This is a genomic window from Halomonas sp. FeN2, assembly GCF_020595105.1.
In the GTDB taxonomy this organism is placed as follows: Bacteria; Pseudomonadota; Gammaproteobacteria; order Pseudomonadales; family Halomonadaceae; genus Vreelandella; species Vreelandella neptunia.
This window is the reverse complement of the sequence record NZ_CP074200.1, coordinates 776,605-798,483: the sequence shown is the minus strand read 5'-3', so window position 1 is coordinate 798,483 and position 21,879 is coordinate 776,605. Positions and strand designations below refer to the sequence as shown.

26 protein-coding genes are annotated in these 21,879 nt (G+C 53.2%); 21 read left to right on the top strand and 5 right to left on the bottom strand.

Annotated elements, in window-relative coordinates:
- Positions 1 to 58: 58 nt before the first annotated feature.
- The 13 genes from hemH (at position 59) to KF947_RS03685 (ending at position 11,498) form a co-directional block, all read left to right on the top strand.
- Positions 59 to 1,150: a ferrochelatase gene (gene hemH / locus KF947_RS03745; protein WP_227405480.1), complete on the top strand. Its 1,092-nt coding sequence runs from the start codon at positions 59 to 61 to the stop codon at positions 1,148 to 1,150.
- A 230-nt stretch (positions 1,151 to 1,380) separates the two neighbouring features.
- Positions 1,381 to 3,762, top strand: coding sequence for a putative monovalent cation/H+ antiporter subunit A (locus tag KF947_RS03740; protein ID WP_227406273.1), 2,382 nt, complete (start codon positions 1,381 to 1,383; stop codon positions 3,760 to 3,762).
- On the top strand, positions 3,755 to 4,186 hold the full coding sequence (locus KF947_RS03735; protein ID WP_227405479.1) for a Na+/H+ antiporter subunit B: 432 nt from the start codon (positions 3,755 to 3,757) through the stop codon (positions 4,184 to 4,186). The genes KF947_RS03740 and KF947_RS03735 overlap by 8 nt, the downstream gene beginning before the upstream one ends.
- Positions 4,187 to 4,204: 18 nt before the next feature.
- Entirely contained in the window at positions 4,205 to 4,552 is a 348-nt protein-coding gene (locus KF947_RS03730) for a Na+/H+ antiporter subunit C (protein ID WP_227405478.1), read from the top strand.
- Positions 4,549 to 6,150, top strand: a complete 1,602-nt coding sequence (locus tag KF947_RS03725; RefSeq protein WP_227405477.1) for a Na+/H+ antiporter subunit D — start codon at positions 4,549 to 4,551, stop codon at positions 6,148 to 6,150. Before KF947_RS03730 ends, KF947_RS03725 begins: the two co-directional genes overlap by 4 nt.
- Entirely contained in the window at positions 6,147 to 6,620 is a 474-nt protein-coding gene (locus KF947_RS03720; RefSeq protein ID WP_227405476.1) for a Na+/H+ antiporter subunit E, read from the top strand. Before KF947_RS03725 ends, KF947_RS03720 begins: the two co-directional genes overlap by 4 nt.
- Positions 6,620 to 6,889, top strand: coding sequence for a monovalent cation/H+ antiporter complex subunit F (locus KF947_RS03715; RefSeq protein ID WP_227405475.1), 270 nt, complete (start codon positions 6,620 to 6,622; stop codon positions 6,887 to 6,889). Before KF947_RS03720 ends, KF947_RS03715 begins: the two co-directional genes overlap by 1 nt.
- Entirely contained in the window at positions 6,882 to 7,286 is a 405-nt protein-coding gene (mnhG, locus tag KF947_RS03710; RefSeq protein ID WP_071693775.1) for a monovalent cation/H(+) antiporter subunit G, read from the top strand. Before KF947_RS03715 ends, mnhG begins: the two co-directional genes overlap by 8 nt.
- Positions 7,287 to 7,494: 208 nt before the next feature.
- Complete coding sequence (locus tag KF947_RS22200) at positions 7,495 to 7,680, top strand: DUF2256 domain-containing protein (RefSeq protein WP_133730239.1); 186 nt, start codon at positions 7,495 to 7,497, stop codon at positions 7,678 to 7,680.
- A complete protein-coding gene (locus KF947_RS03700; protein WP_133730192.1) occupies positions 7,664 to 9,121 on the top strand; it encodes a DASH family cryptochrome in 1,458 nt (485 codons plus the stop codon). Before KF947_RS22200 ends, KF947_RS03700 begins: the two co-directional genes overlap by 17 nt.
- Complete coding sequence (locus KF947_RS03695; protein ID WP_227405474.1) at positions 9,118 to 9,564, top strand: DUF3429 domain-containing protein; 447 nt, start codon at positions 9,118 to 9,120, stop codon at positions 9,562 to 9,564. The genes KF947_RS03700 and KF947_RS03695 overlap by 4 nt, the downstream gene beginning before the upstream one ends.
- A 68-nt stretch (positions 9,565 to 9,632) precedes the next feature.
- On the top strand, positions 9,633 to 10,904 hold the full coding sequence (locus KF947_RS03690) for a lytic murein transglycosylase (RefSeq protein ID WP_227405473.1): 1,272 nt from the start codon (positions 9,633 to 9,635) through the stop codon (positions 10,902 to 10,904).
- Between the two features lie 39 nt (positions 10,905 to 10,943).
- Entirely contained in the window at positions 10,944 to 11,498 is a 555-nt protein-coding gene (locus tag KF947_RS03685) for an ATP-dependent zinc protease (protein ID WP_133730195.1), read from the top strand.
- Positions 11,499 to 11,517: 19 nt separating this feature from the next.
- Here KF947_RS03685 and KF947_RS03680 read toward each other — a convergent pair whose 3' ends face one another.
- Positions 11,518 to 12,231, bottom strand: coding sequence for a 16S rRNA (uracil(1498)-N(3))-methyltransferase (locus tag KF947_RS03680; RefSeq protein WP_133730196.1), 714 nt, complete (start codon positions 12,229 to 12,231; stop codon positions 11,518 to 11,520).
- Positions 12,232 to 12,366: 135 nt separating this feature from the next.
- On the opposite strand from KF947_RS03680, the gene phaR reads away from it, so the two are divergent.
- The 7 genes from phaR (at position 12,367) to KF947_RS03645 (ending at position 16,934) form a co-directional block, all read left to right on the top strand.
- Positions 12,367 to 12,873 (top strand): polyhydroxyalkanoate synthesis repressor PhaR, encoded by a 507-nt coding sequence (gene phaR / locus KF947_RS03675; RefSeq protein WP_133730197.1) that lies wholly within the window; start codon positions 12,367 to 12,369, stop codon positions 12,871 to 12,873.
- A 66-nt stretch (positions 12,874 to 12,939) separates the two neighbouring features.
- Complete coding sequence (gene purD, locus KF947_RS03670; protein ID WP_227405472.1) at positions 12,940 to 14,226, top strand: phosphoribosylamine--glycine ligase; 1,287 nt, start codon at positions 12,940 to 12,942, stop codon at positions 14,224 to 14,226.
- Positions 14,227 to 14,266: 40 nt separating this feature from the next.
- Positions 14,267 to 14,707: an acyl-CoA thioesterase gene (locus KF947_RS03665; RefSeq protein WP_133730199.1), complete on the top strand. Its 441-nt coding sequence runs from the start codon at positions 14,267 to 14,269 to the stop codon at positions 14,705 to 14,707.
- A complete protein-coding gene (locus tag KF947_RS03660; protein ID WP_133730200.1) occupies positions 14,707 to 15,579 on the top strand; it encodes a phosphoribulokinase in 873 nt (290 codons plus the stop codon). The genes KF947_RS03665 and KF947_RS03660 overlap by 1 nt, the downstream gene beginning before the upstream one ends.
- A 98-nt stretch (positions 15,580 to 15,677) precedes the next feature.
- Positions 15,678 to 16,019: a histidine triad nucleotide-binding protein gene (locus KF947_RS03655; RefSeq protein WP_227405471.1), complete on the top strand. Its 342-nt coding sequence runs from the start codon at positions 15,678 to 15,680 to the stop codon at positions 16,017 to 16,019.
- Between the two features lie 39 nt (positions 16,020 to 16,058).
- Positions 16,059 to 16,700, top strand: a complete 642-nt coding sequence (coq7, locus tag KF947_RS03650; protein WP_227405470.1) for a 2-polyprenyl-3-methyl-6-methoxy-1,4-benzoquinone monooxygenase — start codon at positions 16,059 to 16,061, stop codon at positions 16,698 to 16,700.
- Positions 16,701 to 16,775: 75 nt separating this feature from the next.
- Positions 16,776 to 16,934, top strand: a complete 159-nt coding sequence (locus tag KF947_RS03645; RefSeq protein ID WP_133730203.1) for a DUF1328 domain-containing protein — start codon at positions 16,776 to 16,778, stop codon at positions 16,932 to 16,934.
- Positions 16,935 to 17,015: 81 nt separating this feature from the next.
- On the opposite strand, the gene ettA is transcribed toward KF947_RS03645, so the two are convergent.
- From ettA to KF947_RS03625, 4 genes are all read right to left on the bottom strand, one after another.
- A complete protein-coding gene (ettA, locus tag KF947_RS03640) occupies positions 17,016 to 18,677 on the bottom strand; it encodes an energy-dependent translational throttle protein EttA (protein ID WP_133730204.1) in 1,662 nt (553 codons plus the stop codon).
- A 172-nt stretch (positions 18,678 to 18,849) separates the two neighbouring features.
- On the bottom strand, positions 18,850 to 19,077 hold the full coding sequence (locus KF947_RS03635) for a PA3496 family putative envelope integrity protein (protein ID WP_133730205.1): 228 nt from the start codon (positions 19,075 to 19,077) through the stop codon (positions 18,850 to 18,852).
- 186 nt (positions 19,078 to 19,263) lie between these two features.
- Complete coding sequence (locus KF947_RS03630) at positions 19,264 to 19,698, bottom strand: PAS domain S-box protein (protein ID WP_133730206.1); 435 nt, start codon at positions 19,696 to 19,698, stop codon at positions 19,264 to 19,266.
- A 237-nt stretch (positions 19,699 to 19,935) separates the two neighbouring features.
- Entirely contained in the window at positions 19,936 to 21,249 is a 1,314-nt protein-coding gene (locus tag KF947_RS03625) for an MFS transporter (protein ID WP_227405469.1), read from the bottom strand.
- Positions 21,250 to 21,356: 107 nt separating this feature from the next.
- Here KF947_RS03625 and KF947_RS03620 point away from each other — a divergent pair, with 107 nt between their 5' ends.
- A complete protein-coding gene (locus tag KF947_RS03620; protein ID WP_133730208.1) occupies positions 21,357 to 21,626 on the top strand; it encodes a SelT/SelW/SelH family protein in 270 nt (89 codons plus the stop codon).
- The last annotated feature ends 253 nt before the right edge of the window (positions 21,627 to 21,879 follow it).

Here is a 21,879-nt window from a genome sequence, read left to right as displayed (position 1 = left end):
GATTTAATTAATTGATAGATGTACTGAGTACCATCGTTATTTTTCAGGAGCACGAGTAATGACCGAGAATGTCGTCAAGGATCAGCCGGGCGAGGGCCGCCTGGCTCATGCACCCAGCGAGCATCCGCCGGTAGCGCGCGCCAAGGTGGGTGTTGTGCTGGCAAACCTGGGAACCCCGGATGCCACCGACTACTGGTCAATGCGTCGTTACCTCAATGAGTTTCTTTCTGATAAGCGCGTGGTTGACTATGCCGGTTGGAAATGGCAACCGTTGCTACAGCTGATTATTTTGACCAAGCGTCCCTTCTCATCGGGCAAGGCCTACCGGGGAATCTGGAATAACGAGAAAAACGAAAGCCCGCTGTTGACGACAACGCGTGCTCAGACCGAGAAGATGACCGCTCGTTTAAAAGCGCTTTACGGTGATGATGTCGAAGTCGATTTCTGCATGCGCTACGGTAACCCATCGACGGAAAGCGTGCTGACGCGATTAAAGGAGAAGGGCTGCGAGCGAATCGTGTTTTTTCCGCTCTACCCTCAGTACGGTTCACCCACTACGGCGACGGCGAATGATCAGGCGTTTCGCACCCTGATGAAGATGAAGTGGCAGCCTTATATACGTACGGTGCCCGCTTATTTTGAACATCCCGCCTACGTTCAGGCGTTGGCCAACTCGGTGCAAGAAGCCTACGACGGTTTTTCGACCCGGCCGACCAAGCTGGTTGCCAGCTACCATGGCGTTCCCGAGCGCTACCTGATGGAGGGTGATCCTTACCACTGTCAGTGCCAGAAAACGACGCGCCTGCTCCGCGAGAAGCTTGGTTTTAGCAAAGAGGAAGTGGATACCGCTTTTCAGTCGCAGTTTGGCCCTGAAAAATGGGTCGGCCCACAAACCGTTAAGCATGTGGCAGAACTCGCCAAGCAGGGGCATAAGCACATTGCGATTATGTCGCCTGCTTTCTCTTCCGACTGTGTTGAAACCCTGGAAGAGATCGAAGAGGAGATCCGCGATAGCTTTATGGAAGCAGGCGGCGAAACGTTCAGCTATATCCCTTGCCTGAATGATCGCGACGACCATATTGAGGCACTGTTAGCCGTCATCAATAATGAACTAGCAGGATGGCTATCGGCCCCAAACACTAGTGTTTAGCTAGCTAGTTGTCATAACTGAAAGCTAATAGCAGCCGCCCTGCGAAATTAATCGCTGTGCGGCTGTTTGCGTTTAAGCGTTTGACTGGTCAGTCAAAACTGCCTGTTATATGGTGTACAACTTTAGAATCACTATTATTCAACGCTGGCATATCATTGGCAAAGCAAGGTGTCTAACCGCTAGCGGCTGTCTGGGTGGTGAGCCTTTCGTTCTTCAGGGGGTTTCGCTTGATACAATTTGCCGTGTTAATGGGTTTCGTGCTGGCGGCGCTATCGCCAATGTTAAACCACTGGTTTGGTCAGCGTACCAGCCTGGTTCTGGCACTATTTCCTGCCGGATTGGCGGCGTGGCTGGCACTGCAAGCGCCTGAGGTCATTGAGAACGGCAGCCTGCTTTTAGAGTGGCAGTGGGTGCCTTCCCTGGGGATCAGCCTCACCTTCTTGCTAGATGGCCTATCGCTGCTATTTGGGCTGTTGATTACCGTTATGGGCGCCTGTGTGCTGGTGTATGCCGGTGGCTACCTTAAAGATCATCCTGATATTGCCCGATTTCACATCGCCTTGGTCGCTTTCATGGTGTCGATGCTGGGGCTGGTATTAGCTGACGGCTTATTAACGCTATTTGTTTTTTGGGAATTGACCAGCATTACCTCCTATTTGCTGATTGGTTTTAACCACGCTGATATCAATGCGCGAAAATCAGCTCGGCAGGGCCTATTCGTTACCGTGGCGGGCGGGTTAGCGTTAATGGCTGGGCTGGTGCTGCTAGGGATTGCAAGCGGTAGCTGGTCGCTGGCGGAGATTCTAGACCAGGAGGCTGATCTGCGTGAGCATGCACTCTACACGCCGATGCTGATCTGTTTGCTGCTTGGAGCCTTCACCAAGTCGGCTCAGTTTCCATTTCACTTCTGGTTACCCAACGCTATGGCCGCGCCGACTCCGGTATCGGCTTACTTGCACTCGGCCACCATGGTGAAAGCGGGTATTTACCTGCTGGCGCGTTTACACCCAGAGCTGGGCGGTACTGAGTTATGGGTCGGTGTTCTTTCCGTGGTTGGCGCGACCACTATGCTGGTAGGTGCATTTTTAGCGATTCATCACACCAATATCAAAAAGCTGCTCGCTTACTCGACCATCATGGCGCTAGGCACGCTGACGATGCTATTGGGCATCGGTACCGAGTACGCGATGACCGCATTTGTGACATTTCTTTTGGCGCACTCTCTCTATAAAGGGGCGCTGTTTATGGTCGCCGGTATTCTCGATCATGAAACCGGCACGAAAGACGTTACCCAGATGGGCGGGTTACGCTCAGTGATGCCGTTGACTGCCACCATTGCGTTGGTGGCTGCGCTTTCGCTTGCCGGCGTGCCGCCGCTACTCGGCTTTATCGGTAAAGAGCTGATGCTTGAATCAGTACTCGGCGCCGATAGTTTCCGAACACTACTGGTATTGTTCGCCTTTCTGGCCTCTGTTTTGACTATCGCGGTCGCCTTTATTGTGGCGTTACGTCCTTTTTACGGTCAACGTCACCAAACCCCGCTTGAGCCACATGAAGCGCCGCTTGGCATGCTGCTTGGGCCCGCATTGCTCGCGCTAGGGTCGCTCCTGTTAGGCCTGATGCCCGCTGTACTGGGTGCTGATGCGTTGTTAACGGCAACCGCCACGGCTATATCCGGGCAAACATTAGAGGTGGCGCTGTCGCTTTGGTATGGCATTAACGTCGCGTTGATAATGTCGATCGTTAGCCTTGGGTTAGGCTTTTTGCTGTTTAGGCGTTGGGACAGCGTGCGTGGCAAGCTCTTTGCCTTGGCACCTTTGATGCGTCATGGCCCCGAGGCGGGCTACGAAAGCATGATGAATGGCATTGTGCTCTTCTCCGAGTGGCAAACGCGGCTGCTCCAAAACGGCTACATGCGGAACTATATTTTAGTGATGTTAGCGACGCTTATTGCACTGATCGGTAATTCAATTCTATTACGCCATTCGCCTGTGTTTACCTTTGACCTGGATGTACGCTTTCACGAGGTGGTTGTGGCAGGCACCATGGCGATGGGGGCGCTATTTGCGACCATTACTCGTTCCCGGCTTGGGGCAGTAGTTTCTGTAGGGGTAATGGGCTTTTCTATTGCGTTAATTTTTATTCTGTTCAGTGCGCCAGATCTGGCAATTACCCAACTGCTGGTAGAGACCTTAACGGTTATTTTGCTGGTGCTCGTACTGTTTCGTCTGCCGCGCTTCTCTAATCTTTCCACCAGCTTGGAGCGCATACGCGATGGCGTGGTGGCTGCGATGATGGGTATTCTGATCTGCCTATTGATTATGACCTCGTGGAGCATTCAACAGTTTGAGCCTATTTCGACCTATATGATTGAAAACAGTGCGCCTTTGGCGTATGGCCGCAATATCGTTAACGTCATTTTGGTCGATTACCGTGCTCTGGATACCTTAGGTGAGATGTTCGTGTTAGCGCTTGCCGCCATCGGCGTTATCGCCATGTTGAAGCTACGTCATGGGGATGGGCGTCATGGTGAAAACGGCAATAGGGAAAACAATGGCGTAAAAAACGCCGATAGCAGCAAAGTGGCGGCCAAGGAGCCTTACGATGGTTAAGTCAGGCACGATTATTCTCAATACCGCCGCACGGTTTTTAATGCCGCTGCAGTTGATGTTTTCTATTTTCTTACTGCTGCGCGGGCATGACGAGCCAGGCGGAGGGTTTATTGCCGGCTTGGTTGCAGCGGGGGCCTTTACGCTCTATCTGTTTGCCTTTGGCGTTAGTGCCACTAAAGAAGTGCTGCGGATGGTCGACCCTCGCGATTTGATCGGTGTTGGCTTGCTACTGGGGATGATCTCGGTAGTGCCGGCCTGGTTTATTGGGCAGCCATTTCTGACCGCCCAGTGGTGGACTATCCCGGTTATTGACTTTAAAGCCTCCACGCCGCTGATTTTTGATATTGGCGTTTATTTCGCCGTGTTGGGCTCGGTCACTGGGATGGTGATGACGCTGATGGAAGTTGATAAGGATGAACCTTGAGTTAACAGGAGAGACAGCATGGAACCCTTAATGGCAGTGGCGATAGGTCTACTTTATGCGGCGGCTATTTTTATGATGCTGCGCCGCTCTATCGTTAAGCTGGTGATTGGCTTAATGCTGCTCTCGAACGCCGCCAATTTACTGATTTTTACCACCGCAGGCATGACCCGGGGTTTGCCGCCACTGATTGCAGAAGGCATGATGCTGCCGCCCAGCGGGGTAGCCGACCCCTTGCCTCAAGCGGTTGTGCTAACAGCCATTGTGATTGCCTTTGGGGTACTTGCCTTTGCCGTGGTACTGATTCGACGCGCCTACGAAGTCGTTAAGGCTGATGATCTCGATAAGATGAAGGATACTGATACGTGAGGCCTGAAGTTGCACTTCCCGTCCTCTTGCCCCTGCTGACCGGGGCCGTCTCCTTATTGTTTTGGCGCTCGCGTCCCATGCAGCGCTTTTTGGCGGTGGCAGGCAATGTTGCACTGCTGATTGTTAGCCTTTGGCTGTTTGTATCTACCTTGTCAGATGGCTATGTCACCATGCAAATGGGTAGCTGGCCAGCTCCCTTTGGGATTACCTTAATCGCCGATCTGTTAAGTGCGGTGATGGTATTGATGACCGCTATCATCGGTTTGGCGATGGGGGTTTATTCGCTGGCCACCACTGGCCGCGGTCATGAAAAATTTGGCTACTATCCGTTAATGCACCTGTTGCTCGCCGGGGTGATGGGGGCCTTCTTAACCGGCGATATCTTTAACCTCTATGTATGGTTTGAGGTAATGCTGGTGGCCTCTTTTGCGCTGCTGATCCTGGGGGGAGAGCGCGCGCAGATGGAAGGGGCGATTAAGTACGTCACCTTGAACCTGTTGGCATCTGTCATCTTCCTAACCGCAGTGGGGCTGCTGTATGGCATGGTGGGTACACTCAACATGGCCGACATTGCGCTGCGCATGGATGAAGCAGAGCACACCGGCATGGTGGAAGTGTTGGCGGTTATGTTTATGGTGGCCTTTGGTATCAAAGCCGCCGCCTTTCCGCTGTTTTTCTGGCTGCCAGCCTCTTATCACACCCCACCGGTCGCTGTTTCGGCGCTGTTTGCCGGTTTGCTCACCAAGGTGGGTGTGTATGCGATGTTCCGTGTCTTCACCCTGATGTTTGATCAAACCATGGGCTATTTACAGGAGATTATGTTCTGGGGCGCTGCCTTCACCATGGTCACAGGTGTGCTCGGTGCCGCCGCCCAGCACGAATTTAGGCGAATATTGTCATTTCATATCGTCAGCCAGATTGGCTATATGATCTTAGGCTTAGCCCTTTACACCCCTTTGGCGATCGCCGGTGGCGTGTTTGCCATCGTGCATAACATGGTGGTGAAGACCAATCTCTTCTTGATCAGTGGTATCACCCACCGTTTGCAGGGAACCTACCAGCTTAAAAAAATGGGTGGCTTGTACCGTGAGCGGCCTTGGTTGGCGGTTGCCTTCTTTCTTTCTGCCTTCTCGCTGGCGGGGATACCGCCCCTGTCAGGCTTTTTTGCCAAATTCGTGATAGTGCGTGCGGGCCTGGAAGTTGAAGCCTATGTGGTGACCGGTATTGCTCTGGCGGTGGGATTAATGACGCTCTATTCCATGGTGAAAATTTGGAATGAAGTGTTTTGGAAGTCGTTACCCGAAGATAATCACGTGCCAGAGACCGCCACACCCACTGGCGATGACGGTCGGTTGTTAAAGCCCAGCCTGTGGATGATGTATTTGCCCGTTATGGTGTTGGCGTTATTTTCTCTGCTCATTGGTGTGCTTGCAGAGCCAATTATGTGGGTGATGATGGGTATTGGTGATCAACTGTTTGAACCCTCGGGGTATATCGAAGCCGTATTGGGTGCTTCAGCCAGTGCAGACGACGTGCTGCTGCAGCCAACGGGGGCGGAAGATCAACCTAAGGCGGACGCCGGGGAGGCAGCGCGATGACGGGAGCCATTTGGAACCTACTGCTAGGCCTTGCTTGGGTACTGTTAAGCGGTGATTTTAGCGGCTTAAACCTCCTTGTCGGGCTAATATTTGGCTACATCACGCTGATACTCATCGAACCCCAGCTTGACGCTCTAAAAGGCTATCCGGCGCGTGTACCGCGTTTTATCGGCTTTGTTGGTTTTTTTATAAAAGAGCTTGTTCAAGCCAACTTGCGTGTCGCCTTTGATATTGTCACTCCTCCTTGGCATATGAAGCCTGGGGTCATTGCGATGCCGCTTTCTGCACGCACCGAAATGGAAATTACCATGGTGGCTAATCTCATTTCGTTGACACCCGGCACGCTGAGCCTGGATGTGTCGGATGATCGTAAGGTGCTGTATATCCATGCGATGTTTTTAGACAACGAGGAAGAGCTGCGGCGCAATTTAAAAGAGATGGAGCACCGGGCTTTGGAGCTGTTTCGCTAATGGATACCGTTATTCTTATCAGCCAGGTGATTATGAGCGTGGCGCTGATCCTCACCTTCGTTCGCGTTGTGCGTGGCCCGAGTCTGCCTGACCGTGTCGTGGCTTTAGAGCTTTTTTCCACCAACGTAGTGGGGCTAGTTGGGGTTTATGCGATTAAGTCGGATGTAGCTAGTTTTCTGGATGCCGCCATTGTGATTGCTCTAATGGGGTTCTTGGCAGCCATTGCGTTTGCGCGCTTTTTGGAAAGGGGAGGCCCGCGGGATGATTGATTTCATAAAGGGCGCATTAATTATCGGTGGCGCGCTGTTTATGCTTCTTGCCTCCGTTGGATTGCTACGGCTGCCCGATTTGTTAACGCGTATGCATGCCACTACCAAGGCTGCCGCGTTAGGCGTTATCTTAATTATGTTGGCAGCTGCTATGCACTTTGCAGAAGTGGGAATCGTGGCCCGCTCATTTGCCATCATCGTATTTATCCTGATGACCGCCCCCGTGGCGGCCCACGTGATTGGCCGTGCCGGGTACTTTGTTGGCTCCAAGCTGTGGAGCGGTACCGTAAAGGATGAGTTACGCCCGAACTATGATCCCTTAACCCATGAGCTTAAAAGCGGCCTGGAGACCCAGGAAAACGCCAAGCGCCAACCCCGCGAGACGGATCCGGACTAGCCTTGCGGCCTCCGCTGCTTTGTCGACCACTATTGAGCCACCTTCGGGTGGCTTTTTTGCGTCTGGGGCAGGCATGCCAAAAACATGTCTAATGAGTTCAACCAAAGCAAAGTGTGTATAATAAAATAATGTACAATAATTGTACTGTATAAGATAATGTGTTCATGTTTTAAACCAAGCCAAGCGGACAGTGTGATCAAACGTGACCATGCGACGCAAACAACATCTCCCGCAGAAAATTTGTGCTCATTGTCAGCGGCCTTTTGACTGGCGGAAAAAATGGGCGCGCTGCTGGGACGAGGTGCGCTACTGCAGCGAGCGGTGCCGCCGTAGTGCTAGGCAGTCAGGGCATCAAAGCACCTCAAGGAGGCACAAGCATGTACAGCACGATTGATATTGTCTGGTTGCAAGATGATCTGCGCATTGCTGACAATCCTCTTTTGCATTTCGCTTCTCCCCCTAGCTTTCTGCTGTGTCTCTATGTGTTAGACGAGCAGTGGTTATATCCATTGTTTGATGGTGAATCGACACCGCGCATCGGGCCTGCGCGCTTGCGCTTTTTATGGCAAAGCTTAATGGAGCTACGCGGTGAGCTTCTAAAGCGCGGCAGCGACCTGCTGGTACGGATTGGTAAGCCCAGCGATGTGGTGATTGAACTGGCTTCAACGCTAAATGCAAGACAGGTACGCGTTGCTGACCATGCAGGAGTTGATGAAACTGCGCATATTCAGGCGGTTCAGCAAGGCTTACCCAGTCAGACGGCACTCGAGTGCATAGAGAGTGGACGACTCATTGATCGGCAGTCATTACCTTTTGAGTGCGAAGCGTTACCTGCGAGCTTTTCTTGCTTTAGGCGTAGCGTGGAGCATGAATGTACTGTCCCAGTCAGCCGCTGCGCCCCTGTAACGCTGCCTCCCTGGCCGGAAGCGGCAAGAGGATTTCCGCCGCTCAAAGCGGTCTGTGAGCAGAGCGCTACTTGGCATCCCGATTCTCGTCAAGGTTATGCCTATCGGGGAGGAGAGTCAGCAGCACATGGGCGCCTGAAAGATTACTTGTGGCGTCAACAGGGCGGTGAAACCTACAAGAAGACCCGCAACGGGCTATTGGGAGCTAATTTTTCAACCCGAGTCTCACCTTGGCTGGCGCGTGGATGCCTGTCGGCTCGCCAAGTCAATGACGCGGTGAAGGCGTGGGAAGCGGAAAATGGCAGTAATGAATCGAGCTACTGGATTACCTTCGAGCTACTCTGGCGGGAGTATTTTATTCGCGCCGCTCAGTTGGAAGGTGAGCAAATGTTTGGCTCCCGCCAGACTGACAAGCCGTGTGCCGTTTTCGATGCCTGGCGTAACGGCACGACGGGGCTGCCGTTTGTAGATGCCGCTATGCTGGAACTTCGTCACACTGGGTGGCTATCCAATCGTGCCCGGCAAAACGTGGCCAGCTTTTTAGTTAAAGACTTAAAGGTAGATTGGCGTTTGGGGGCGTTATGGTTTGAGCACTGTCTGATTGATTATGACGTGGCCAGCAACTGGGGCAATTGGCGCTATATTGCTGGTATCGGACGTGATCCACGTCAGGATCGCTATTTTAACGTATTAAAGCAGGCAGGGCATTACGATCCCCAGGGGCTTTATGTTGCTCATTGGCTTAAGCCGCTTGAAAAGCTTCCTCATGGTTTAGCGCGTCATCAACCTTGGCGTGTAGACCCCACGGCGTTTAAGCCTCCCTGCGTTGAGCCCGAGCAGTGGGAGCGCTGGCTGATTCCGAGCTTAGAAGTGCAAGAAATCGATGAAATGAGTAGTCATGACGTTGATTTAAGGGCTAAGACGCTATGATGTTGTGGATTAGCGAGCGCCGCCTGTCGTGGAGTCTTGGACTTGCTGGGCTCATTCCATTTATCACAGGCGGCGTACTGGCATGGTCAGCGCCATTAGGATGGCAGGCAACCGCTATTAATGGTTTTGTTTACTATAGCGCTGTTATTTTATCGTTCTTGGGCGGTGCGCACTGGGGAAGTGCATTGCAGGTACTTCAACCCAGCAGCCGCTGGCGATTACTTTTAGCCATGCTACCGAGCTTAATCGCATGGCCTGCACTGCTGCTTAATGTTGGCGCTGGACTTTGGGTACTGCTGGCTGGGTTTATTCTGATGGGTGGCTACGATTTTAGTCGTGCAGGTCGGGATGGCTTTCCCAGCTGGTATCCGGTACTGCGTGGCTTTCTTACTGCAGTAGTGGTGCTATTACATGTTGTTGTTTTAGTGCGCCTGAATGGGTAAGGCTAGTATCCGCTGCTTTTCTGGGCCATTATCATGCCAATGCCATGGATTGCCGAGAGAATGATGCTATGTCTTTGAAAGTTAATGGGTCAGCAAGCAGGCGTTCTGCTTTGTATGCAACGTTTTTACTTGCCGTGGGTGCGCTGGCACTGTGCAGTGGTCGGGTGCAAGCGAACCCTCAACTGATGTCAGAAGTAGACACCCAGGCTGCCACTGAGGTTAGCTACGCTAATTTCCAACAATGGCTTCGAGATTTTCGCCAGTACGCTGCTGGACAAGGGATCAGCGAAGCGACACTGAATAAAGCGCTGGATGGCGTTCGCTACCGTGAACGAGTGATTGAACTCGACGGCTACCAGCCCGAATTTGTCCGGCCTATTTGGGAGTATCTGGATACCGCGGTGTCCTCCACGCGCATTACTAACGGTCAAGAAAAGCTGGCTGATCACCGTAATACCGCGCAGCAAATGGAGCAGCGCTATGGGGTGCCAGCCGAGATAATCGTCGCCATCTGGGGCATTGAAAGTAACTACGGCAGTAATTTTGGTGATTTTTCGACCTTGGAGTCCCTTGCCACGCTGGCTTACGATGGCCGACGCCGTGACTTTGCCCGAGGTGAACTGCTCGCGGCATTACGTATTATTGATCAAGGTGATATCGCCGCTGAAGACATGAAGGGCTCATGGGCTGGGGCGATGGGCCATACTCAGTTTATTCCCAGTAGCTTCGAAGCCTATGCCGTCGATGGCGACGGCGATGGTCGACGCGATATCTGGGACAGCATTCCCGATGTCATGGCGTCAACGGCCAACTATCTTGACCGAGCAGGATGGCAAAGCGGTCAGCCCTGGGGGGTTGAGGTACGCCTGCCCGAAGGGTTTGATTACGCCCAGACTGAGCGGCGCAGCAGTGCCGAGTGGCGTAACCAAGGCGTAAAGGCGCAGCAGGGCGAATTGCCGAACTTTGATAGCGCCGCCATTGTGATACCCGCTGGCGCTAATGGCCCTGCATTTTTGGTAGGCGCTAATTTCCGTGCGATCTTGCGCTATAACAACGCCACCAGTTATGCGCTAGCCGTCGCGACTTTAGGCGATGCGATCGCCGGACGCGAAGGGATTCAGCACAGCTGGCCGCGTGATCAAGCGCCACTCACCCGAGACGATGTGCAAGAACTTCAGCGCGCATTGAACCGGGTAGGATACTCAGTAGGTGGCGCGGACGGCGTGATGGGGCCCAACACTCGGCAAGGCCTGCGGAACTTTCAGCGTGATCAAGGGTTAATACCGGATGGGTTTGCGACCCAGGAACTGCTCGAGCAGTTGCGTCAGCGTTCGCAGTAAGCAGTATTAAAGTTGCTTCTACTTTCCAAGGATGACGTTATGCAATTGATGGGTAAGATGTTTCTTAGCAGTGTGGTGTTAGGAGCCATGCTGTCTGCTCCCACGACAATGGCAGATGATGATCAGGTATTCGGCTGGGTTGAAAAAGCTACCCTGCAACCCTGGGATATCGAGGTAAAAGCCAAGCTTGATAGCGGAGCATTAACCTCCTCACTAGACGCCCGCGATATAGAGATGTTCGAGCAGGATGACGAGGAGTGGGTGCGCTTTCGTTTGAAGCTTGAAGATCAAGGAAGTGGAGAAGTATTCAGCGACCAAATTGAGCGGCCGCTTTATCGAGAATTGGCTGTTCGCGGAGCAGGCGGCCGTGACGAGCGTCCTGTGGTGCTGCTGGAAGTTTGTATGGGCGATACCATTTACGAAGAGCAGTTTAGCCTACGCGACCGTGAAGAGATGAACTACCCGCTGCTGCTGGGGCGCCGTACCATTAGCCACCTTGGCTTGCTGGATGTGCGTGAAACCTTCTTGCAGGAGCCCGAGTGTGGGGAAAACGCCACCGTTGTTCCCCATGACCCGGAAGATGAACAGTCCTAAATTTCATATCGAGAAACGCTCAAAACAGCCGTGATAGAAGCGCGGTCACGGCTGTTTCAACGCGTAGAATGCGCGGGCCAAGATGCATGCCCTCGCAGCCTGCTAGCATTAGTTGCTCTACCTCCCAAGCAATAAAGCCGCCCTCTGGGCCTACCAAGAGTAGGGTAGGTTCACTTATGTCTCTTGGGCAGGCGTTGGGCATGCCAGGATGGGCTACCAGTCCGCGACGTGCACCGAGTAAGCCAGGCAGTTGCTGCTCCAAAAAAGGACGAAAGCCTTTGCTAAGGGTGACCGATGGTAGCTGGGTATCGCGAGCTTGCTCTAAGCCGAGTACCAAGTGCTGGTGGATTTTATCCGGGCGTAACTCAGGGGACTGCCAATAGCTCTTCTCAACCCGTTTAGTATGTAGCAGGGTGATCTCTTTGACGCCTAGTGCCGTCACATGCTCTAACGTACGCGCTAACATACGGGGGCGGGGCAGTGCTAATACCAAATGTACGGGTAATGGCGGCGGCGGTGGCTCGTCAAGGTTTTCAAGTTGAAAATACGCGCGCTCAGTGGTGAGCTCTTTTAGCATCGCCTTACCCATCGCGCCGCCTTGCACACCCACGGTGAGCAGGTCGCCGGGCACCGCGCGGTGGACATCGTGAAGGTGTGCTAGTCGACGTGGATCGGTGATGCAGGCGTGGCCATCGTCGGTGAGATCGTTGGGATCGAGCAGAATCAAATTCATAATGATGGTCTATTGGTCACAGAATTAGCGCAGTACGGCTACCAAAACTATCAAGGTGGCTTGCATAGGCGCGTGGTGCAGGCACAATACCAGTAACGGGAATAAAAGCCCCTATCGCGTTTAAGGAGATGCGCCGTGCGCGTAATTCGCAAATATGCAAACCGCAGGTTGTACGATACTCAGCAGAGCCGTTATGTAACGCTGGAAGACCTGCGCCGTTTAATCATCGAAGAAGAACCGTTTAAGGTGGAAGATGCCAAAAGCGGAGAAGACCTAACGCGTACTATTCTGCTCTCTATCATTATCGAGCAGGAGCAGGCGGACAGCGAAGCGGAAGTGTTTTCTAACGATCTGCTGGCGCAATTAATCCGTGTTTACGATATGACCTCACCGCTGCCGCTGTCACGTTATCTTGAACAGGGTACGCAACTGATGCTGGAGCAGCAGAAACGCCTGCAGAGCCAGTGGAAGCAGGCAATGCGTAACACGCCGTTGGAGTTTATGCGCGAGCTAACCGAAGAGAACATGCGGTTTTGGCAAAAGACCTTGAACCAGCCTGGTCAAGCCGACGACTCGGATAACGCGGAGCCCCATGAAGGCGATAGCAGCGACGCCAGTAATGATAACAAACCCTCCTCCTGACCCACTTGGTGCTGCGCTGTGGCATAATGCCGCCGATATACGCTCTCCCGTTTGAGAAGGATGCACATGAAGGTTTTGATGATAGGCGGCGGTGGTCGCGAGCACGCTCTGGCGTGGAAATTGGCGCAATCTACCCAGGTTGAGCAGGTATTTGTCGCCCCCGGCAATGCCGGCACCGCGACGGAAGCAAAGCTGACTAATGTAGCGATTGCTGCAACGGATCTCGACAGCCTTGTCGCTTTTGCCCGTGATGAGCAGATTGACTTAACTGTGGTGGGCCCGGAGGCCCCCTTGGTAGAAGGCGTTGTTGATCAGTTCCAAGCAGCCGGTTTAACTATCTTTGGTCCTACTCAAGCCGCCGCCCAGTTGGAAGGTTCAAAATCTTTTACCAAGGATTTCCTGGCCCGCCATGACATTCCTTCGGCTGACTACCAAACGTTTACTGAAGTAGACCCTGCGCTTGCCTATTTAAGCAAAATGGGCGCGCCGATTGTGATTAAAGCGGATGGGTTGGCTGCGGGCAAGGGCGTCATTGTGGCACTGAGCGAAGTTGAAGCTGAGGCTGCCATTCGCGATATGCTTGAAGCCAATGCCTTCGGCGGTGCAGGCGCTCGTGTGGTCATCGAGGAGTTTCTGGAGGGCGAGGAGGCAAGCTTTATTGTCATGGTGGACGGCGAGCATGTCGTCCCCATGGCCACCAGCCAAGACCACAAGCGCGCCTATGATGGTGATACCGGCCCTAATACCGGCGGTATGGGTGCCTATTCGCCAGCGCCGGTGGTCACTCCCGACGTTGACGCACGTATCATGGAGCAGGTCATTCTGCCCACCGTGCGTGGCATGGCCGCAGAGGGCAATGCCTATACCGGGTTCTTGTATGCAGGTCTGATGATCGACGCAGCGGGCAACCCCAAGGTTATTGAGTACAACTGCCGCTTTGGTGATCCTGAAACCCAGCCGATTATGCTGCGCTTAACCTCTGATTTCGCTGAGCTGTGCTTAGCGGGTGCCGAGGGGCGCTTGGCCGGGCAGCGCTGCGAATGGGACTCTCGCGCAGCGGTAGGTGTGGTACTCGCTGCCGGTGGTTACCCTGGCAGCTACCGCAAGGGCGATGTGATTCGCGGCTTAGCAGCGGCTGAAGAAACGGGCTGCAAAGTGTTTCATGCCGGTACCGCGCAAAATGCTCAAGGTGATATCACCACGGCAGGTGGCCGAGTGCTATGCGTGACGGCATTAGGCGATAGCGTATCTGCGGCGCAGCAGCAGGCGTACCGGGGCGTTAATGCTATTCACTGGGATGGCGTCGAATGTCGGCGTGATATCGCCTTCCGGGCGATTGCCCGAGAGGAGTAAATACGCCTTACGCTAAGCTAATACTGACGAGGAAACAGGCATGGAGCGTATCAAGCTAGATTTTCCCGCTGAAGCGGTCATTCATCGTCACCCTTTGACGGTACGGGTAACCGATATGAACTATGGCCGCCACTTGGGGCACGATGCGCTGGTATCCCTGCTCCACGAGGCGCGTATTCAAGCCTTCGCGGCCCTGGACCTGCCCGAGTGGGATATGCATGGGTATCCTTCGGTGGTCGCTGATCTTGCCGTTCAGTATCAAAGTGAAGCGCGCTGGCCCGATGCGTTAACGATTGCCACCGCTGTGCCCGAGCCCCAGGGCAAAGCGTTGACTATTTATCAGCGCATCTATCAGGCAGATTCTCAGCAGGTAGTCGCTACCGCACGGGTCAATCAGCTACTGATCGATCTTGCTACTGGGCGTCCTATCGAAGTACCTGAGCAGGTTAAACAAGCGCTTTCCCACGCGAGGTATGGCTGATGTCTCGGGAGTATCCGATTATCGCGGTAACCGGTTCCTCTGGGGCGGGTACCACTACCGTGAAGCGCAGCTTTGAGCGCATGTTTCTGCGCGAAGATGTGCATGCAGCAATGGTCGATGGCGATGCATTTCACCGCTATACCCGTGATGACCTGCACCGTATCTTCCGAGAAGAGCCAGAGCGCAAAGACGAACTTTCGCATTTTGCCGTAGAGGCGAATTTGCTGGATCGCCTGGAAGGGTTGTTTAGTGAGTATGGCGAACACGGTTCGGGCACTTTTCGGCACTATATCCACGCTGAAGATAAACAGAAAATTGAAGCAGGTTGCCGGGTTGGCACTTTCACCGAGTGGCAGTCGCTGCCTTGTGGTACCGACCTGCTGTTTTATGAAGGCTTGCACGGTGGGCTGGTCACTGAAGAGTACGACATTGCCCGCCATGTGGATCTTTTGGTCGGTGTTGCGCCAACCATGAATCTTGAGTGGATTCAAAAGATCGACCGTGACACCAAGCTGCGTGGCTACTCACAAGAAGCAGTCATCGATACTATTCTGGGTCGGATGGATGACTATGTACGTTACATCCAGCCGCAGTTTTCGCGTACCCACATCAATTTTCAACGTGTGCCCACCGTCGATACCTCTAACCCCTTTGAAGTGCAGGATATTCCCACTGACGCTGAGTCGTTCGTGGTCATTCGCTTTCGGGATCCTTCCACCGTTGATTTTCCTTGGCTGTTGGCGATGATTAAAGACTCGTTTATGACTCGCCCGCACACGTTAGTGGTGCCGGGGGCGCGGATGTCGCTGGCGATGGAGCTGATTCTTGCCCCCTTGGTTAGGCACCTTCTTGCCCAGAGGCGCTTCCGTTAATAGGCCGCGAGCTGAAGCTACCACCCACCAGTGCAATCATCCGGCTGGCAGAGATAATTCGATACTTAAGTGAAAAGTAGCTAATGAAGGAGAGCTGTATGGATTGTCTGTTTTGCAAAATCATTAACCGTGAAATTCCCGCTGATATCGTTTACGAAGATGAGCACGTGTTGGCATTCAATGATATTAACCCCCAGGCACCGACTCACCAGCTAATCATTCCCAAAAAGCATATCGCGACGCTCAATGATATCGATGAGGCTGAGCTTGCAATGATAGGGCGGCTGCAGTTTACCGCCGCCAAGCTTGCCCGCGAGCAGGGCTTTGCTGAAGATGGCTACCGCGTGGTGATGAACTGCAACGAAATGGGTGGACAAACGGTCTACCATATTCACATGCATTTAATGGGTGGGCGCGCATTCACATGGCCTGCCGGTTGAACTCAGCAGACTGCTACCGCAAGTCAACGGAGTGTTGCCATGGATCGTCAACAGAGTCGTTCCGATCGCCTGATTCATCAGTTTGATGCCGTTCTACGGACGCTTATGCCGCACGCTGCTTCGCCGCAGCGCACCAGCCCTGCTGAAGGTGTGGCCGAGGGAGAGCTCGACGATCACGAGCGTCGCCATGCCGCAGGTTTGATGCGGATTAACCATACTGGTGAGGTGTGTGCCCAAGCGCTGTATCAGGGGCAGGGCGTAACCGCTAAACTTCCTCATGTACGTCATCAGATGGAGCAGTCGGCGCTGGAAGAGATCGATCATCTAGCCTGGTGTGATGAGCGTCTAGGGCAGTTGCAGAGCCGAGCGAGCTACTTAAACCCTCTCTTCTATGTCGCCTCGTTTGGCATTGGCGCGGCCACGGGGGCGGTCAGTGACCGTATTAGTTTGGGGTTGGTCGCCGCCACCGAAGAGCAGGTAGGCAAGCATCTTGATTCACACCAACACTCGCTACCCCGCGGCGACAACCGCTCTCGCGCCATACTGCGCCAGATGGCCATTGATGAAGCCCACCACGTTCAGCTTGCCTTAGAAGCGGGTGGCGTTCGCTTTCCGGCCCCGGTGAAGTGGGGCATGCGTCTGGCCTCTAAGGTGATGACTAAAAGCGTCTATCATCTCTGATACATATTCACGCGGCATAATGGGATATGCGGCGCTGTTTTAAGGAAAGTTATTACCAAGGAGAGGAGTGAAACCATGCTAGGCAATGCGGTGCTGTTTTTCATTATTGCGATCATCGCGGGAGCGGTCGGTTTTTCTGGCATTGCCGGGGCGGCTTCCACCATTGCGCAAATTTTGTTTGTGCTGTTTCTTATTTTGTTTATCGTTTCATTTTTAACTGGCCGCAGACGTTAGGGTTGTCCTCGGCGCCAGTGCAGTTACCAACCAAAAGGCCCCGCAGAGCGGGGCATTTTGCTGCCAACATACTGCTAATTGTTAGGCATCAATGCGCTTATACTTCATACGCTTAGGCGTATCGTTACCCACCCGCTTTCTATGATCCTCTTCGTACTCAGCGTAGTTGCCTTCGAATAAGACCACCTCAGAGTCGCCCTCGAAAGCCATAATGTGCGTGGCGATACGATCCAGGAACCAGCGATCATGCGAGATCACCATGGCGCAGCCCGGGAAGGCCAGAAGCGCGTCTTCCAGTGCCCGCAAGGTTTCGATATCCAGGTCGTTAGAAGGCTCATCGAGCAGCAACACGTTAGCGCCTTGCTTGAGCGTTTGGGCGAGCTGTAAACGGCCGCGTTCACCACCGGAAAGCTCCGACAAACGCTTCTGCTGGTCGTTACCCTTAAAGTTAAAGCGACCCACATAGGCACGCGAGGAGACCTCGTAGCCGTTAATGTTGAGGATGTCTTGACCATCCGAAACGGCTTCCCAGACGCTCTGCTTGTCGTCCAAACCGTCGCGTAGCTGTTCGACATAGGCGATATCGACCGTTTCACCGACGACAACTTCGCCTTCGTCTGGCTGCTCTTTACCGGTAATCAGTTTGAAGAGCGTCGATTTACCCGCACCGTTACCACCGACGATGCCGACAATCGCACCCTGGGGAATGGTGAAGGAGAGGTTCTGGTAGAGCAGCTTGTCATCAAAGCGCTTGGCCACATCGCGAAACTCAATGACGTTATCGCCTAGCCGCGGGCCAGGCGGAATGTAAATTTCATTGGTCTCATTACGCTTTTGGAAATCGCCTGACTGCATCTCTTCAAAGCGGTTAAGGCGCGCTTTGCTTTTGGCCTGGCGGCCTTTGGCGTTACTGCGCACCCACTCAAGCTCTTGCTTGATAGCTTTCTGACGCGAGGCTTCCTGCTTGGCTTCCTGATTCAGTCGCTGATCTTTCTGCTCCAGCCACTGGGAGTAGTTACCCTCAAAGGGGATACCTTGACCACGGTCAAGCTCCAGAATCCAACCCGCCACGTTGTCTAGGAAGTAGCGGTCGTGGGTGATCGCCACGACTGTGCCGTTGTAGTCGTGCAGGAAGCGCTCAAGCCAAGCTACCGACTCTGCGTCTAGGTGGTTAGTAGGCTCATCAAGCAGCAGCATATCAGGGCTGGAGAGCAGTAAGCGACAGAGGGCTACACGACGACGCTCACCACCCGAAAGATTGCCCACTTTGGCGTCCCAGGGGGGCAGACGTAGGGCTTCTGCAGCCACTTCAAGCTTACGCTCCAGGTTGTGAGCGTCCGCGGCTTCAATAATATTTTCAAGCCTGGCCTGCTCGCTGGCTAGCGCATCAAAGTCAGCGTCGGGCTCTGCGTAGGCCGCATATACACCATCCAACTTCTCCTGCGCCTCTTTAATCTCCCCTAGCGCTTCTTCGACGGTGTCGCGGACGTTTTTCTCGTCGTCTAGCTGCGGCTCCTGGGGAAGGTAGCCAACATTGATGCCGGGCATCGGACGAGCTTCACCTTCAAACTCTTTATCGACACCGGCCATAATACGCAGCAGTGTGGATTTACCCGAACCGTTAAGCCCCAGCACGCCAATTTTGGCGCCAGGGAAAAACGAGAGCGAAATATCTTTGAGAATTTGTTTTTTGGGTGGCACAACTTTGCCAACCCGGTTCATGGTGAAAACGTATTGCGCCATGGAGATCCGTTAAGTTGTTGAAAAGAAAAAGCAACAGCAGCAGGCTACTAGCTCTTAGTACTAACTGTTATTACTGACCAGAGAGTGATGATAGTGGTCTGCGCCAGGAAAGGCTAGGAGCGTATAATTAGCTGGCCTGCTCATCCGCTGAGAAGGCCGAGCCACTCAGGGCTTACTCTTCTTCGTCCCAGTCATCTTCAATGGCGCGTTGGAGTCGACGTTCTTCCAGCCACGCTTCTACTTGGCGTCGTGCGCGTAAGCTGTCAGATTTACTGGGTTTGCTTTTGCCGTAATGGTCATCATTGACGGCGTCTAAACTATCGAACTCGTCTGAGTCGAGTGTTTCGTTGCCTAAGGTTTCATGACTTAGGGTTTCACGATTTAGGGGATCACGGCTCATGTGATGTCCTCCAACCCAGCCGGCGTGCCGGCGTAACAACGGCTTCACACGAGTACATGTGGGGTCAAAAACACATGCTATCCGCAAAGTGAAGCGCCTAGCGCAGTTCAAGCGCCTTGCCGCTATATAACGCCAGTTGGGATGAAGTTCAAGCTTTATAGTTTTTTTTAGCGAGAAAGTTAATAATTAGCTATTTTCTCGCTGCTGTTGTAACGCTGCCAGTGCAAGCTGTGCTTCTACACGCTCCGTCACATCTTTTTGCACGCCAATGTAATACATCAGCTTGTCTGCTTCGTCATAGACAGGCGTAATGGATAGCTCGTTCCAAAACATGGTGCCGTCTTTGCGGTAATTACGCAGTACTTCTCGGGACGGGTGGCCATCTTTAAGCGCATCTCGAATAGCGGCTAGCGCGTCCTGGTCGCGGTCTTCGTTTTGTAAGAAGCGGCAATCGCGATACAAAATTTCATCCGCACTGTAGCCCGTCAAGCGCTCAAAGCCTTTGTTGACGTAGATGAGGATATTTTCATCCCCCTCCTGCTCGGCTACGACTATGCCGTCTTCCGATGCGTCAACAATACGTTCAAGCAGCTCCGGGCTGATCAAAGGGGATCGTTTCATCAAGTGGTTCCTGTTGCAGCTCCAAGTCCTTTCCATGGTTCACAGCCGTTTGTTCACCTGTGAACCGGCGGAATGTCCAATCACTTATTATAGGCAGCATAGCAAATGCGCCAACGCATCACTGCTATCTGGCTCTATCATGGCGAGCGTTGCCATGCATTGCAATCGTGAACGCTATGCCAGTGTAGGTAGAGTTCTCGATTGCACCCTTGAATACATGTGGTTACCGGTGGCACGTCACTCGACCTCAGGTAATTGGTGGGCACTAAGTATGGCTCCCACGGCGGTAGCCGCTAGGATCAGGAGTAATGTGCCGCTACCAAACCACTGCGCAAAGGCGCCAATAAGGCCACCTACAATCAACATTAAGACGCCGGTTAAAGTATTCGATAGGGCCACGTAAAGCGCACGGTTATCTTGGCTTGCCATATCGACCAGATAGGTTTTACGTCCTAAGCGTACGCCGTGGTGAACAATGACGAGTAATGCATAAACTGCCGCATAGGGCCATATGCTGTGTGTCCACTCGCCGGGTAACCAAGCTAAGCTAGCGCCCATTACGCAGCAAATAGTGGTACCCAATGCGGCGTCGCGCATAACGCCGCGACTCGACTGATCTGAGCGTTTCCCCCAGATCGGGCTGGCTACCATTGCGGCTAGGCCCGATACCACAATGAGTATGCCCAGGCCTCCCAGGTCGGTGCCGCTTTGGTTTTGCCCTAGCAGGGCGATGTAGGGCAGGGCGAGTGCACTTGAGAGCAGCAGCGCCCTGGCAAGGTTGAAGTGTAAAAACGTACGGTCATCTTTTAATAGCGAAAGTCCCTGTTTAATACTGTCCCAGGCGTTTTCACCGCCTTCTACAGCCCCTGGGGTTTCTTCGATGCGCGCGGCGGCTATGGCATTTATTAGCCACCCGCAGGCGGCTATGGTCAGCAGTATCGCTACCACGAAATGGCCGGGGCGGCTTTCAAACAGCATTAGTAGCCCTCCAGCGACCAGCGTTGCACCACCTGCAATACTACCGCTCCAGCCCATTAACGTGCCGCGGCGGCGTTTGGCAATGGTTTTCCCCAGCACATCTTTTGTGGCAATCGAGGATAAACCTCGTGCCAACGAGAGCAGAATTAGCGCTGCAAGCACTAACGCGCCACCCAAGGTGCCGTTGGCGAATAACGCCAATGCGGCAAGCGCTAAGGCAGCGAATGCTTGGGTCAGCGCGCCGGCCACCCACACCCATTTTCGCCTGGGCTTTAAACGAATAAAACCAGCCACAAAAATTTGCGGTAGCAGGGCACCTGACTCTCGGATGGGTACAAGCAGGCCTACCATCCAGATGGGGGCGCCAATAATGCCCATCAGCCAGGGTAAAACCAAACGCGCGCTGGATAGCTCGTCAGCCAGCTTATTGCCTAAAGAGGCCCATATATGAAGAAAAAAATTGCGTGGTTGTTCGTCGCAGGCGCTTTCAGGTATGTCGTCGCACATGCGGCTATCGTCATCGCCCGTTAGCCACTCATACAAGCGAGTTTGTGAAACGTTACTTTCGGCCATCGGGGCTCCTTGTTAGTCGACCTATCTCAAGCGGCCTATCTCAAGCTATCTCAAAATGACAGAATATCTTCTTAGGATGCCATATTAACTTGCCTTGGAGATCAGGGATGTCACGTATTCAAATCCGTTATTGTACTCAATGCCAGTGGCTGCTGCGCAGTGGTTGGTATGCACAGGAATTGCTTTCAACTTTTGGCGAGGGGGTAAGCGAGGTAGCGTTAGCTCCTTCTCATGGCGGTACGTTCGAGATCTGGTGTGATGATGTGCTGTTGTGGGAGCGTAAGCGTGATGGTGGTTTTCCGGATATCAAGCTTCTCAAGCAGCGTGTGCGAGATCAACTGGAACCTGGGCGAGATTTAGGGCATATCGATAGGTGAGATGGCCTGCATGGTAGGCGTTGTGCATTGGTAGCCAAAATAGCTGTATCACCAGCCTCTAAGCCTAGTGGGATAAGCGTGCTAGGAATTTGGTGAAATGTGTACTTTTGTACATTAATATTTCAATTCGTATATTTATTTTTCCTAACCACTTGATTGATTAGGCTGTGTAAGATAAAAGTATTAAAAATGAGGACGACGGTATCGAGTCAGCCCTTAATTACCAGGATGGTACGAGTGTGAATGATTCGCT